The sequence below is a fragment of the Rhizobium sp. CFBP 8762 genome, from assembly GCF_014841565.1.
In the GTDB taxonomy this organism is placed as follows: domain Bacteria; phylum Pseudomonadota; class Alphaproteobacteria; order Rhizobiales; family Rhizobiaceae; genus CFBP-8762.
On sequence record NZ_JACYUD010000010.1, the window covers coordinates 86,848 to 100,896 of the forward strand.

Annotated in this window: 12 protein-coding genes; 3 read left to right on the forward strand and 9 right to left on the reverse strand. The window is 53.1% G+C overall.

What is annotated here, in order from left to right; translation table 11 throughout:
• Positions 1 to 25: 25 nt before the first annotated feature.
• Positions 26 to 685 carry a YggS family pyridoxal phosphate-dependent enzyme gene (locus IFT84_RS19730; protein WP_192122333.1) on the reverse strand — a complete coding sequence of 220 codons (660 nt, stop codon included), beginning with the start codon at positions 683 to 685 and terminating at the stop codon, positions 26 to 28.
• A 166-nt stretch (positions 686 to 851) separates the two neighbouring features.
• Between IFT84_RS19730 and leuS the strand changes: the two genes are divergently transcribed.
• From leuS to holA, 3 genes are read left to right on the forward strand one after another with little or no spacing between them, the layout of a single operon-like run.
• Complete coding sequence (leuS, locus tag IFT84_RS19735) at positions 852 to 3,482, forward strand: leucine--tRNA ligase (RefSeq protein WP_192122334.1); 2,631 nt, start codon at positions 852 to 854, stop codon at positions 3,480 to 3,482.
• The gene (locus IFT84_RS19740; protein ID WP_192122335.1) at positions 3,469 to 3,993 is read left to right on the forward strand and encodes a hypothetical protein; all 525 of its coding nucleotides are present in this window, start codon (positions 3,469 to 3,471) and stop codon (positions 3,991 to 3,993) included. The genes leuS and IFT84_RS19740 overlap by 14 nt, the downstream gene beginning before the upstream one ends.
• Before the next feature lie 40 nt (positions 3,994 to 4,033).
• Positions 4,034 to 5,068, forward strand: a complete 1,035-nt coding sequence (holA, locus tag IFT84_RS19745) for a DNA polymerase III subunit delta (protein WP_192122336.1) — start codon at positions 4,034 to 4,036, stop codon at positions 5,066 to 5,068.
• Between the two features lie 44 nt (positions 5,069 to 5,112).
• On the opposite strand, the gene IFT84_RS19750 is transcribed toward holA, so the two are convergent.
• The 8 genes from IFT84_RS19750 to hemE all read right to left on the reverse strand — a co-directional run bounded on the left by IFT84_RS19750 (position 5,113) and on the right by hemE (position 13,761).
• Positions 5,113 to 5,997: a ParB/RepB/Spo0J family partition protein gene (locus IFT84_RS19750; protein ID WP_192122337.1), complete on the reverse strand. Its 885-nt coding sequence runs from the start codon at positions 5,995 to 5,997 to the stop codon at positions 5,113 to 5,115.
• Positions 5,998 to 6,010: 13 nt separating this feature from the next.
• On the reverse strand, positions 6,011 to 6,808 hold the full coding sequence (locus IFT84_RS19755) for a ParA family protein (protein ID WP_192122405.1): 798 nt from the start codon (positions 6,806 to 6,808) through the stop codon (positions 6,011 to 6,013).
• Positions 6,809 to 6,821: 13 nt separating this feature from the next.
• A complete protein-coding gene (gene rsmG / locus IFT84_RS19760) occupies positions 6,822 to 7,436 on the reverse strand; it encodes a 16S rRNA (guanine(527)-N(7))-methyltransferase RsmG (protein WP_192122406.1) in 615 nt (204 codons plus the stop codon).
• 11 nt (positions 7,437 to 7,447) lie between these two features.
• Positions 7,448 to 9,313 carry a tRNA uridine-5-carboxymethylaminomethyl(34) synthesis enzyme MnmG gene (gene mnmG / locus IFT84_RS19765; protein ID WP_192122338.1) on the reverse strand — a complete coding sequence of 622 codons (1,866 nt, stop codon included), beginning with the start codon at positions 9,311 to 9,313 and terminating at the stop codon, positions 7,448 to 7,450.
• A 54-nt stretch (positions 9,314 to 9,367) separates the two neighbouring features.
• On the reverse strand, positions 9,368 to 10,672 hold the full coding sequence (gene mnmE / locus IFT84_RS19770) for a tRNA uridine-5-carboxymethylaminomethyl(34) synthesis GTPase MnmE (RefSeq protein WP_192122339.1): 1,305 nt from the start codon (positions 10,670 to 10,672) through the stop codon (positions 9,368 to 9,370).
• Positions 10,673 to 10,744: 72 nt separating this feature from the next.
• Complete coding sequence (gene rho / locus IFT84_RS19775; RefSeq protein ID WP_192122340.1) at positions 10,745 to 12,010, reverse strand: transcription termination factor Rho; 1,266 nt, start codon at positions 12,008 to 12,010, stop codon at positions 10,745 to 10,747.
• Between the two features lie 180 nt (positions 12,011 to 12,190).
• Positions 12,191 to 12,733, reverse strand: a complete 543-nt coding sequence (hemJ, locus tag IFT84_RS19780; protein WP_192122341.1) for a protoporphyrinogen oxidase HemJ — start codon at positions 12,731 to 12,733, stop codon at positions 12,191 to 12,193.
• On the reverse strand, positions 12,730 to 13,761 hold the full coding sequence (gene hemE / locus IFT84_RS19785) for a uroporphyrinogen decarboxylase (RefSeq protein ID WP_192122342.1): 1,032 nt from the start codon (positions 13,759 to 13,761) through the stop codon (positions 12,730 to 12,732). The genes hemJ and hemE overlap by 4 nt, the downstream gene beginning before the upstream one ends.
• Between the last annotated feature and the right edge of the window lie 288 nt (positions 13,762 to 14,049).

The window sequence follows — 14,049 nt, forward strand, 5'->3', positions numbered from 1 at the left end:
GAAAGCGGGGTTTTTAGTACTTGCGTTATCGTTGCCCAAAAATGGCAGAGCCGACACGGACACTGGTAGCACCGAACGGAATGGCGGTTTCAAAATCGCCGGACATACCCATGGACAGCTTCTCAACACCGCTTTCTGCCGCCAGCTTGCGCAGCAGCGCGAAATGCGGACCGGGGTTTTCATCTGCCGGGGGAATGCACATCAACCCCTCGACAGTCAGTCCCAGCTCATCCCGGCATAAAGCAACAAACGCAACCGTATCATCCGGGGCTATTCCCGCTTTCTGCGGTTCCAATCCGGTATTGACCTGCACATACACACGCACCGGACGGTTCTGCTGCGTGATCTCGGCCGCGATGGCGCGTGCAATCTTTTCACGATCGATCGTTTCCACAACATCAAAGAGCGCAACCGCGTCCGCAGCCTTGTTGGATTGCAGCGGCCCGATGAGATGAAGTTCCAGATCCGGAAAAGCCTGTTTCAGCGCGGGCCATTTGCCCTGTGCTTCCTGAACCCGGTTTTCACCAAAAACACGCTGTCCCGCATCGATTGCCTGCCCGGCGACGTCGGCGCCAAATGTCTTTGACACAGCCACCAAAGTTACCGAACCATCCTCGCGTCCTGCCTCTTTTTCCGCATGTGTGATACGGTCGCGAATGTCGTTCAGGCGTTCAGGCAGATCCATGATGTATTCCCTTTCGTGAAGCAAACCGAACTAGTGAATATATTGCGGTTTGCCAAGCATTGTCTCTGCCGAAACTCGGTCCAAAACATCTGCGAAACTTGACCCTACGCTGGTTTCATGGTGAAGGTCAGCCCGAATCGTCAAGTAATGTCGGAATGAATGACCCATGGCCATAGAACGTTATAATCCGCGAGAAGCTGAGCCACGCTGGCAGGAAAAATGGAACGCTGAACAGGTTTTTCTCACCAGCAATGATGATGCGCGTGAAAAGTACTATGTGCTTGAAATGTTTCCGTATCCATCCGGACGCATTCACATGGGTCACGTGCGCAACTATGCTATGGGCGATGTCGTCGCCCGCTTCAAGCGCGCACGCGGCTACAATGTTCTGCATCCTATGGGCTGGGACGCGTTCGGCATGCCGGCCGAAAACGCCGCCATGCAGAACAAGGTCCATCCAAAAGCATGGACGTACCAGAACATCGACACCATGCGGGCGCAGTTGAAGTCCATGGGGCTGTCACTCGATTGGTCGCGTGAATTTGCAACCTGCGATGTCGAATATTATCAGCGTCAGCAGTATCTGTTTCTGGATTTTCTGGAAAAAGGGTTGGTCTACCGCAAGCAATCGAAGGTCAACTGGGACCCGGTCGATCATACGGTTCTGGCCAATGAGCAGGTTATTGACGGGCGCGGCTGGCGCTCCGGCGCGCTGGTTGAGCAGCGTGAACTGACGCAGTGGTTCTTCCGCATTACTGATTTCAGCCAGGACCTGCTTGATTCACTCGATACGCTGGACCAGTGGCCTGAAAAAGTGCGGCTGATGCAGAAGAACTGGATCGGACGCTCGGAAGGCCTGACTGTGCGCTGGGAGATCGTGCCCGGTACCGTGGAGACAGCAGAGCGTGACGTCGCTGTCTATACCACACGCCCGGATACGTTGTTTGGCGCATCCTTCCTGGCCATCGCGGCGGACCATCCGCTGGCGCGTCAGGCGGCCACGATGAACCCCGCCATCGAAGAGTTTTGTGAGGAATGCCGTCGGGCCGGCACATCGCTGGCAGCGCTGGAAACGGCTGAAAAGCGGGGCATCGATACTGGTATTCGCGTCAGGCATCCTTTGGATGACAGCTGGACGCTGCCGGTTTACGTGGCAAACTTTGTGCTGATGGACTACGGAACCGGTGCAATTTTTGGCTGCCCTTCGGGTGACCAGCGCGATCTGGACTTTGCACGCAAGTATGATCTGCCTGTCGTTCCCGTGGTCATGCCAGCGGGCGGCGATGCGGCCTCGTTTAAGGTGGGAACCGAAGCCTATGTCGGCGACGGTGTGATGATCAATTCGCGTTTTCTCGATGGTTTGACGACCGACGAGGCCTTTGAACAAATTGCCACGAAGCTCCGCGAACAGGACTTGTTCGGCACACCGCAGGCCGAACGCAAGGTCAATTTCCGCCTGCGTGATTGGGGGATTTCGCGTCAGCGCTACTGGGGTTGCCCTATTCCGGTGATCCACTGCGAAGCGTGCGGTGTGGTGCCTGTGCCAAAAGCCGATCTGCCCGTGCAACTCCCAGATGATGTAACGTTCGACCAGCCGGGGAACCCGCTTGACCGCCATCCGACATGGCGGCACGTATCCTGCCCGCACTGCGGAGCGGATGCACGCCGGGAAACGGATACCATGGACACATTTGTGGATTCCTCATGGTACTTCACCCGCTTTACAGCGCCGTGGGAAGACCTGCCCACAAACCCGGACATCGCCAATAGCTGGCTGCCGGTCGACCAGTATATCGGCGGTATCGAGCACGCGATCCTGCATCTGCTTTATTCGCGGTTCTTTACGCGCGCTATGCGCGCCACGGGCCACGTCGATGTTAGTGAGCCCTTCAAGGGCCTGTTCACGCAGGGCATGGTGGTGCATGAAACCTATGCGCGGGGCGAAGGCGCATCACGTGAGTGGATCGCTCCCGTCGATATTCGGATCGTGGATGATGCCGGTGGACGCCGGGCCGTTCATTCGGCCACTGGTGAGACCCTCACGATTGGCTCAATCGAAAAGATGTCGAAATCCAAAAAGAACGTTGTTGATCCGGATGATATCATTGCGTCCTACGGAGCCGATACGGCACGGTTCTTCATGCTGTCAGACTCCCCGCCGGATCGTGACGTTATATGGTCAGAAGCGGGTGTAGAAGGCTCCCATCGTTTTGTGCAACGCGCCTGGCGCTTGATTGCCGAAGCTGCCCCTCACCTCAAAACCGTCGCCAGTGCGCCTGCCACATCCGGAGAAGCCTTGTCTGTGTCTCAGGCGGCACACAGAACACTGAAGGCCGTTGAAGTCGATTATGACAAGCTCGCCTTCAACAAGGCCGTGGCGCGTATCTATGAGCTCGTCAACACGCTTGCATCGCCTTTAACAAAGGTTTCCACGGGCACGCAGGACGAATCCTACTGCGCTGCGGTCCGCAACGCTGTGGATATCCTGATTGCTTTGATCGCTCCGATGATGCCGCATCTGGCCGAAGAGTGCTGGCAGGAGATCGGCAATACTGGTCTGGTCGCGCAGACCGCTTGGCCAACCTATCTACCAGAACTGACCGTTGAAAACGACATCACGCTGCCGGTTCAAATCAACGGAAAGAAACGGGCAGATTTGACAATCGCACGGGATGCCGATCAAAATAGGATCGAGCAGGCCGTTCTGGCAATGGACGTTGTTAAAGCCGCGCTCAATGGCAAAACGCCGCGAAAGATCATTGTGGTACCGCAGAGGATCGTAAATGTCGTTGTTTAACCTGTCATCGACCCTTCGCGGTCTGCGTTGTGGTTTGGCCTCGCTGATCGTTCTTGGCACGCTGTCCGCGTGCCAGGTCAAGCCACTCTATTCCGAAAGCTCGCCTGTTAGCCAGAACCTTGGCTCGATTGGAATTTCAGAAGCCAACACCCGCGTCGGTCAGGAAGTTCGCAACCAGTTGATATTTTTGACTTCTGGCGGGGCAGGGGAGCCATCGTCACCACGGTATAATCTGGCTTTACAGGTCAGCTCTACGGTCATCGGCGCGCTGTACGACCAAGCCGGCGATACGCCTCAAGCTGGTCGAATTGTTGTCTACGCCGATTTCAACTTGACGGAAGCGTCAACGGGAAAGACCCTCAAATCAGGACGCCGGTCGAGCGTGGCGCTGGTTGATTTCCCGACACAGGAATTTGCAAAAGTCAGAGCTATTCGTGATGGCGAGAACCGTGCAGCGCGGGAGCTGGCGGAAATGATCAGGGGTGAACTGGCACTCGTTGTCAGCCGATAGGAATTCAGTTCAAGTCGGAAACCGGTCGGTTCAGAGTATTATGTCAGAGATAAAATCTCACGAGTTTGACGGGTTTCTACAACGCTTCCCGAAGTCGGTCCCACTGTTTCTTGTCTACGGCCCTGATCGTGGACTTGTATCGGAGCGAGCGTCGGCTTTGGCCGCAAAGACTGGCGTCAAACTCGACGATCCGTTTTCCATAACGCGTATGGATTCTACAGATCTGCAAAATGACGCTGGCCGTTTGCTGGATGAGACCGGCGCTATCGGGCTGTTTGGCGGCGATAAGTTGGTATGGTTGAAAGCATCGGGAACCGAGCGATCGGTAACGGACGGCTTCAAATATCTCACAGAACAACCGCCACAGAACTGTGTCGTCATCATCGAAGCAGGCGATCTGAAAAAAGGCTCTGCCCTTCGCAAGGCCGCGGAAGGTTCCAGGTCAGCAGTTGCGATCCCCTGCTATGCCGACGACAGCCGGACGATCAACGCACTGATCGATCAGGAACTGGGCAACGCAGACCTCACTATCACACCGGAGGCCCGTCAGCAGCTTCGTGAAGCGCTCGGCGGAGATCGCATGGCCTCCCGAAACGAGATCCAGAAGCTGGCACTTTACTGTCGTGGGCAGCGCACGGTCGAGCTCCAGCATGTCCTCGACATCATCGGCGACGCCAGCGCGATCTCAACCGATGACGCCATAGACGCGGTGCTGAAAGGCGATACGGACGGGTTAATTCAAGCGCTCGGAAAAATTACCACGTCGAAGACACCCATTTTTCTGGTTTTACAAGGGTGTCTCAAACAGTTCCAGATGCTGGATGTGATGCGAGCGGAAATGGATGAGAGCCGCCAGTCGGTCGCTCATGTCGTGGCAGCGCTCGGACGCGGACTTCATTTCCGGCGCAAACCCCTGGTAGAGGCAGCGCTCAAGCAATGGACCGGGCCTGCAATTGCGCGGGAACTCAGCAGGCTGCAAAGCGCCATTTTGCAGAGCAGATCGCGACAGACACTTGAAGATACGATTGCGACCCAGACCCTTCTCGCGATAACCCTACAGTCCGCGAGGCGGTGATCGTGGCGCCGGAGATGAGAATATCGTCTACGGCCAATATCAAGCTAGCTGCGTTCCAATAAGCGGCAGATTTCTTCGAGCTGCTCGAGTGTCTTATAGGCAATACGGATTTGCCCCCCGCCTGCCTTGTGCAGAACGGTGACATCCAACCCCAGACTATCAGAGAGGGTTCGCTCCAACGCCAGAGTATCCGCATCTTTTTGCTGACGCGGTGTTGGCGCACCTTGCGGGTTGGATTGTTGTTTGATGTCGTTTTGTGCCAATCTCTCCGCATCGCGAACGGACAAACCTTTGGACACGATGTTGCGCGCGAGTCCAACAGGATCGGATGTGGGTATCAGAGAGCGCGCATGACCTGCCGAGAGTTCACCGCTCGACAACATATCCCGTACAGGCTCTGGAAGTTTCAGCAGACGTAAACTGTTGGCCACATGACTGCGACTTTTCCCAATGATCTCCCCAAGATCATTTTGTGTATAGCCATGATCGGCAATGAGCTGATCGTAGCCAAGCGCTTCCTCGAGAGGGTTGAGGTCTGAGCGCTGTACGTTTTCAACGATTGCAATCTCAAGTGCGGTACGGTCGTCCACATCCCGTACAATAACCGGTATGTCCACAAATCCCGCGAGTTGCGCTGCGCGCCAGCGGCGTTCACCCGCGATAATCTCGTATCGATCTGCTGCCAAAGTACGAACAACGACAGGCTGCACAATCCCGTGCTGACGGACAGAACTTGCAAGGTCCTGCAGTTCCCCATCGTCGAACGTTTTGCGTGGATTACGAGGATTCCGTGATACAAATTCAATTGGGACCTGTCGATCCGGATTAACGACGGCCGCTTTCGTGGTATCGGGCAATGGCTGATCCATCTCCCCGATCAAGGCAGCCAAACCCCGACCCAACCGGCGTTTTGAAAGATCATCGTTCATCGTCATTCCTGTCTTAGGCTGCAGCTTTACGCTGACGTTCCCTCTGAATAACCTCGGAAGCCAATTGCAGGTAAGCCTGACTTCCAGCACACTTTAGATCGTAGAGTATCGCTGGTTTGCCGTATGAAGGTGCTTCTGATACACGAACATTTCTCGGTATAAGTGTATGATATACTTTTTCCCCCAAATGCGTGCGGACGTCTGACACGACCTGTTGCGCGAGATTATTGCGGGAGTCGAACATTGTCAGCACGATTCCCTGAATATCAAGGCTTGGATTAACCGAGCGCTTTACCTGATCGACGGTTTCCAGCAACTGGCTAAGACCTTCCAACGCAAAAAATTCGCATTGAAGTGGCACTAGAACGGAATGCGCGGCTGCCATCGCATTCATAGTCAACAAATTAAACGACGGAGGGCAATCGACGAGAATATACGAATAGCGCAACGCATCGGCTCGCGACAACGCGGACTTCAGCCGAAAGACGCGGTCGTTGGAACCGGAAATCTCCATTTCAACGCCTAACAAGTCCATTGTCGACGGAATGATCGACAGGTTCGGCACGACGGTTTCCAAAGTCACGTCGGAGACGCTATGCGTGCCGACCATCAGGTCGTAGGAGGAAAGCTTCCGATCTTTACGACTGATTCCTAAACCCGTACTCGCATTACCTTGGGGATCGAGATCGATGATTAGAACATTTTCACCGATAGCCGCAAGTGCAGTCGCGAGGTTGATGGCGGTTGTTGTTTTACCAACCCCGCCTTTTTGATTTGCGATTGTGATGATTCGATTTTTCAAATAGGCCATCATCAGTCCACCGCTAGCTGTTTAAAGCAAGATTGTGTATTTCCAGCACCACCGAATCCCGTTCAACGGTACTCTGATGCTGTATCAGATCGAACTGCCAGCGCATACGCGCATTATCGATCTCGGTTTGATAATCCCTTCCTTTATGGAAATACGCGCGTACATTTCTATCTCTCATCAACGGATAAGAGTATTCAAGAAGCTGATTTAGATCCGCCAACGCGCGCGCGGATATCGCCTTAATACCCAGCAATCTTGACGTTACCGCCTCTATCCGCTCCGAAGAAACATGAGCTCTTGCGCCCGTTTCTCCAATAACGGTCCGCAGAAATGCTGCTTTTTTGTTGTTGCTTTCGATGAGGTGAACCCAGCCATCATGCGATTCTGTAAGGCAAATCGCAGTAACGAGGCCTGGAAAACCTGCACCGCTTCCGAAGTCCGCCCATTGAACTGGACCGCTTCTCAAGCGATAAATTTGAAGACTATCCTTTACGTGCCGGTCCCAAAAGTCCTGAATAGTAGAGGAAGACGTTAAATTGATGGATGAGGACCACTTATTGAATAGCCGGGCATAGATCTCAAGCCGCTCGGCGGTTTCACGTGAAACACGTAGGTCGTTCATTCGCAGTACGAGACTCGTCACGATTGCAGCCTCTTCAATCCGTCCGATTTCAGCATCACACTGAGAAGCAACGATGTCGCTGCGGCTGTCATTCCCTCAATCCGCGATGCTTGGGCGACGGAGGCCGGTTTGTGTCGTTTCAGCTTTACTCGCAGCTCGTTGGAAAGTGACGGCAATGAATCGAAGTCGAAATTCTCCGGGATTTGGATATTTTCTTCCCGTTTCATCACAGCGATATCGGCAGATTGACGCTCCAGGTATACAGCATATCCAGCTTCAATTTCTATCGTCTCTGCCAAGCAAGCAGGTATTGACGATAGCGCTGGCCATACCCTGGACAAGTTCGCAACAGTCTGTCCCGGATAGGACAGCAATTCGTAAGCGGACCGCACCTTACCATCGGCATTCAGGTTTAACCCAAAATCGCGTCCTTTTGTGGGGGTGATCGTCAAAGCTTTCAACGACAAGCGAAGCTCGTCTAACTTCCGTGTCCATTCGGCGAATTTCTCCGCTCGTGCACGGGACACACAGCCAAGACGTACCGCAGTCGGTGTTAAACGTAGATCTGCATTATCCGCTCTTAAATGAAGGCGATATTCGGCCCGTGATGTGAACATTCGGTAGGGTTCAGTAACACCACGCGAAGTTAGATCATCGATCATGACACCAATATAGCTGTCGGTTCGACTGAACACATGCGGCGTAGACCCGGATGCTAGAAGCGCCGCATTCAAGCCCGCTGCCAAGCCTTGAGCACCAGCTTCTTCATATCCCGTCGTACCGTTGATTTGACCAGCAAGGAATAATCCGGGAAGCCGTTTTGTTTCCAAAGTCAGTTTCAGTTCCCGCGGGTCTACGTGGTCGTATTCGATGGCATACCCAGGCTGCACGATGGCAACTTTCTCCAGACCGGGGATTGATCGGATAAAACGCTCCTGTACATCCAATGGAAGTGACGTTGAAATTCCGTTCGGGTAAACAGTGTTACTGTTTAGTCCCTCAGGTTCGAGAAAAATCTGGTGACCATCCCGTTCTCCAAAACGAACGATTTTATCCTCAATGGAGGGGCAATAACGCGGGCCTACGCCTTCGATCTGGCCCGAATACATTGCGGAAAGATGAATGTTATCCTGAATAATGCGATGGGTTTCCGAGGTCGTTCGTGTAATCCCGCATTGAATTTGCGGTGTCGTGATTTCGCTCGTCATGAACGAAAACGGAATTGGCTCTGCATCGGCGTCCTGCATTTCGAGCGAGTTCCAGTCGATACTCTCGCGCCCCAGCCTTGCTGGTGTACCAGTTTTTAAACGACCGAGCCGAAACCCTGCGCGTGTCAATGAAGAAGACAAACCAACTGAAGGCTTCTCTCCGACCCTACCCGCAGGCGTCGTTTGGTTTCCTATATGGATCAAACCACGTAAAAAGGTGCCGGTAGTGAGAACGACAGCTCCACTTTCATAAACATGACCGTCTTCAGTAATAACTCCCCGAACCACGTCTTTGACAATATGAAGATCAACAACATCCCCCTCGAGAATCAGCAGGTTCGAAAGATTGCTGATTTCGATCTGCATCGCATTTAAGTATAATTCGCGGTCAGCTTGTGTGCGGGGCCCGCGGACCGCAGGACCCTTGCGTCGGTTCAGCATGCGGAACTGAATTCCCGCTTTATCAGCAACTTGACCCATAAGACCGTCGAATGCATCGATTTCGCGAACGAGATGCCCTTTGCCCAATCCACCGATAGCGGGATTGCACGACATGGTACCTATAGTTGCTTGCTTGTGGGTGAAGAGTGCCGTCTTTGCACCCATACGTGCTGCAACTGCGGCAGCTTCACAGCCGGCGTGCCCCCCACCGATAACGATCACATCAAACTTCATGAATGCACCCGAATCGTTTCACGTGAACAAGTCAATTGATTTCGTTGTGTCCGGTCATTTACCAACACAAAATTGAGAAAAAATCACGTCCAATAAATCCTCTACGTCAATTTTTCCGGTGATACGACCAATTTGGTTGCTTGCATCTCGCAGATACTCTGCCTTTAACTCGATGATCGGGGTTTCTAGCGATCTATTAAGAGCGAAAATTGCAGCTTGCAAAAAATTTAGGTGACGTTCTTTTCCGGGAAGCAGAAGGTCATCTCGCGAGTCTACGGAGGGTAACCTCCCCTTGATTACGTTCAACAAGGAATCGATGCCAGTCTTATCTTCCACCGAAATGAAAACGTTTCCGAATCGATTTTCGCTGAAACGATCAGTTTGGGAAGCAACAGCGACGACGTTACCATCCAAGGATTCAAAATCTCTGTCTGTGTCAGACTGCGACGACAAGTACAAAATCAAGTCTGAGTCTTCCATTGCCTGTCGTGCACGGCGGATGCCTTCCTGCTCGACAATGTCCGATGAGACCCGAAGTCCTGCAGTGTCTAATAGATGAACTGCAAATCCATCAATATCCATTTTAACTGATAGAATATCACGTGTAGTCCCCGCAACTTCAGTCACGATAGCAACATCACGCTGAACGAGATAATTCAGAAGGGTGGATTTGCCCGCATTTGGCGCTCCAGCAATCACAATCTGATAGCCATTTTGAATAATATTCCCGAGCGAGGCTTTTTTACAAAACTCGTTTATTTCCCGCGAGAGATCACACAAATCGTCTGTCACGGTCTGGGACACAGAGCCCGGAATATCATCCTCATCCGCGAAGTCCAGCTCGGCTTCCAACATTGCGCGTGCGTGGATCAAACGCCGTCGCCACGTCTCATAAAGTTGTGACACGCCGTCTTTCGATTGCTCGACGGCCAGCCGACGCTGCATTTCCGTCTCAGCGCTGATCAGGTCGGACAGGCCCTCAACCTCGACCAAGTCCATCTTGCCGTTATGGAAGGCGCGCAGAGAGAATTCGCCAGCATCGGCAAAACGCACCCCGTCGAGCTTCGCGACTTCCGCGAATATTTTTTTGATGACGGGACGGCTGCCATGGACCTGGAACTCAGCACAACTTTCCCCCGTAAACGAATGAGGCGCAGGAAAATAGATTACCAGGCCTGAATCGATAAAATCGCCCTGGCGGTCATGGAGGGAGCGCAGAACTGCCTTACGCGGGGGAGGGACGGATCCTGCCAACGTCTCGACGACCAATTCGCATAGTGGTCCGCTAACCCGTACAACGGCCACACCGGCTGGAACGGGTCCGCTAGACAGAGCGTAGATGGTGTCATTTTGCGTCATAGGGGGTCGACTACCGGAAATGAAAAAGCGCTCAATGGTCCATTGAGCGCTTTTTCGTCAACTGAACGAAAATCAGGTATTCATTGAATCGAAGAAATCGCCGTTGTTCTTTGTTTGCTTCAACTTGTCGATCAGGAACTCGATAGCGTCTGTGGTACCCATAGGGGACAGAATACGTCTCAGAACAAAGATCTTTTGAAGATCCTGACGCGGAACCAAAAGGTCTTCCTTACGGGTACCGGATTTCAGAATATCCATAGATGGGAAGATGCGCTTGTCGGCGACCTTGCGATCCAGCACGATTTCCGAGTTACCGGTGCCCTTAAACTCTTCGAAGATCACTTCGTCCATTCGGCTGCCGGTATCGATCAAGGCAGTGGCAATAATGGTCAGAGACCCGCCCTCTTCAATGTTACGGGCAGCACCGAAGAAGCGCTTGGGGCGTTGCAGCGCATTCGCATCCACACCCCCGGTCAAGACCTTACCCGATGACGGCACCACCGTGTTGTAAGCTCGGCCAAGACGGGTGATGGAGTCGAGTAGAATGACCACATCGCGACCATGCTCAACCAGACGCTTTGCCTTCTCGATAACCATTTCCGCAACCTGCACATGGCGTGTCGCTGGTTCATCGAAGGTCGATGACACCACTTCGCCCTTAACCGAGCGCTGCATGTCTGTCACTTCTTCCGGTCGCTCATCAATGAGCAGCACGATTAAATAACATTCCGGATGATTGGCTGTGATGGAGTGAGCAATATTTTGTAGCAGAACCGTTTTACCCGTGCGCGGCGGAGCCACGATCAGTCCGCGCTGTCCCTTGCCCAATGGTGCAACCAGATCGATCACCCGGGCTGACAAATCCTTCGACGTTGGAACATCCAGTTCCATCTTGAAGCGCTCGTTTGGGTACAGCGGTGTCAGGTTGTCGAAGTGAACCTTATGACGAATTTTTTCCGGGTCTTCGAAATTGATCGTGTTGACCTTGAGAAGTGCGAAGTAGCGCTCGCCTTCCTTTGGTCCGCGGATTGGACCCTCAACCGTGTCCCCGGTTTTCAACGAAAACCGACGGATTTGGGAAGGTGAAATATAGATATCGTCCGGACCGGGCAGGTAATTTGCATTAGCGGAGCGCAGAAAGCCAAAGCCGTCCTGCAGAACCTCGACCACGCCTTCGCCGATGATCTCGACGTCCTGGCTGGCCAGCATTTTTAGTATCGCAAACATCAATTCCTGTTTGCGCATCACACTGGCATTTTCCACTTCCAGCGATTCGGCGAAAGCAAGCATGTCAGTGGGCGTTTTGTTTTTCAGTTCCTGAAGCTTCATTTCAGCCATGAAGAAAACCACATTAGAGTGTCGAAATGGAAATTGGCGTGATGATCAAAGGTGCGCTGCGATTAAGAAGCAGTCCACCGAACTTACACAGGCCGCGGAGAGGAGATTGACCTAAAATAGCGAGTTCCCACTCTGACCGCAAGACCCCCTTATAATTTAAGCTAAAATATAAGCCACACGTTAAAACGGCTTCACAATTACCAGAATGACAATCAGGATCATCAGGAGTGTCGGAATCTCATTGATCATTCGCCAGCTGCGCGCAGAGCGCCGGTTCTCGTCCCGAGCAAAAGCTCGAATTGAGCGGCTAAAAAAAACATGCGTTGCAGTCAGCAGCACAACGCACAGAATTTTTGCATGAAGCCAGCCGCCCTGAAATTCGTAGAGCGCCCAGGCGAGATAGAGCCCCAGAACCCAGCTGATCATCATGGCCGGGTTCATGATCAATTTCAGCAGGCGGCGTTCCATCACCTTGAAGGTTTCGGATTGTTGCGAGCCCGGTTCTGCATCGGTGTGATAGATAAACAATCGTGGAAGGTATAGCAAACCGGCCATCCACGAGATGACCGCGATCACATGAAACGCTTTGACCCACACGATGAAGGTATCGGGCTGCATCCAAATAAAGGCGGCCGCAATGCCCGCAAACACAACAAGCGCGACGGCGGCCTTTTTCGCAGCCCGTCTGCCCGCTGTCGGATCAATTTGTTTCTCGGCCATCACGAGTGCCCACGGACCCTGTTGACCAAAGCGGTCACATGATCGGGATTGGCCTGCGGTGTAATTCCATGGCCAAGGTTGAAGATCAGTGGACCCTGTCCCAAGGTCTGAAGGATCGCATCAATGCCGTCATCCAGAGCCCGTCCTCCGGCAACGACGCGCATAGGGTCCAGATTTCCTTGCACCGGACCGTCCTTCTGGAGGTCGCGAGCAAATGACAGCGGAACTGACCAGTCCAGCCCGATTGCATCGGCATCAACCGCCTGACGGTAATGTTTCAGCAGGATACCGGCACCCTTGGCGAATGCTATGATCTTGGCCGACGGGCGCTGAGAGCGGACCGCATCAATCATTCGACGAACGGGCTTGACCGCAAAACGCTCAAATTCGGCTTCACCCAACACACCGGCCCAAGAGTCGAAAATCTGAACGGCATCGGCGCCCGCATCAATTTGGGCAATCAGATATTCTGCCGAAACATCAGCCAGAAACGCCAGAAGATGGTCAAAAGCCTCCGGGTTGCGATAGGCAAAAAGCCGTGCGGGGGCCTGGTCTGGCGTACCGTGACCGGCGATCATATAGGTAGCAACCGTCCAGGGCGCGCCGCAGAATCCAAGCAACGTCGTTTCTGCAGGCAAAGCAACCCGAAGCCGGGACACCGTTTCAATCACCGGCGACAGGTGCGATCCGATCGTATCGCCCTTCAGCGCATAGATCCCGTCAACATCGATCGGCTCCATGAGGGGACCACGACCTTCTTCAAAGCGAACGCTGCGGTTCAGCGCATCGGGAATAACGAGAATATCGGAAAACAAAATGGCTGCATCAAAGCCATATCGCCGAATGGGCTGAAGTGTCACTTCCACAGCATGATCGGGCGAATAGCAAAGATCGAGAAAACTTCCCGCTTCGGCACGCGTCTGCCGATATTCCGGCAGATAACGACCAGCCTGTCGCATCAACCAGATTGGGGGAGGGGAGAGCGTCTTGCCTTCCAGAACTTGCAGGATTTTGCGGTTTTCAGTGGCCAATGGGCTGGCTCCCAATAAATAAGAAATGGATATTTAGAAGGTTTCTATTTCTTAGAGTCTGTGACTATCAAGGATTAAAATTGCTACACAGGTTTTCCCGCTGATGAGCGCCAACCCGAATAGCTGTGAATGCGCAGCACATTTCGATTTTAAGAAGCGAGGAAAACTGAAAAGAATCCAAGGATTCCATATTCTTATATATCTGCGCTCTAGACTATAATTCTGGGGACAGACTGTGGATAAGCGTGACACTATGTCCATGTTGCGAGTCTTATTCACAGATACCGA

What these genes read in the sequence shown, in the direction of transcription:
- mnmG (WP_192122338.1), bottom strand. Translation starts at nt 9,313, where the DNA reads ATGAAGTTTGATGTGATCGTTATCGGTGGGGGGCACGCCGGCTGTGAA.
- IFT84_RS19730 (WP_192122333.1), bottom strand. Translation starts at nt 685, where the DNA reads ATGGATCTGCCTGAACGCCTGAACGACATTCGCGACCGTATCACACAT.
- holA (WP_192122336.1), top strand. Translation starts at nt 4,034, where the DNA reads ATGTCAGAGATAAAATCTCACGAGTTTGACGGGTTTCTACAACGCTTC.
- mnmE (WP_192122339.1), bottom strand. Translation starts at nt 10,672, where the DNA reads ATGACGCAAAATGACACCATCTACGCTCTGTCTAGCGGACCCGTTCCA.
- IFT84_RS19740 (WP_192122335.1), top strand. Translation starts at nt 3,469, where the DNA reads ATGTCGTTGTTTAACCTGTCATCGACCCTTCGCGGTCTGCGTTGTGGT.
- rho (WP_192122340.1), bottom strand. Translation starts at nt 12,010, where the DNA reads ATGGCTGAAATGAAGCTTCAGGAACTGAAAAACAAAACGCCCACTGAC.
- IFT84_RS19755 (WP_192122405.1), bottom strand. Translation starts at nt 6,808, where the DNA reads ATGGCCTATTTGAAAAATCGAATCATCACAATCGCAAATCAAAAAGGC.
- leuS (WP_192122334.1), top strand. Translation starts at nt 852, where the DNA reads ATGGCCATAGAACGTTATAATCCGCGAGAAGCTGAGCCACGCTGGCAG.
- IFT84_RS19750 (WP_192122337.1), bottom strand. Translation starts at nt 5,997, where the DNA reads ATGAACGATGATCTTTCAAAACGCCGGTTGGGTCGGGGTTTGGCTGCC.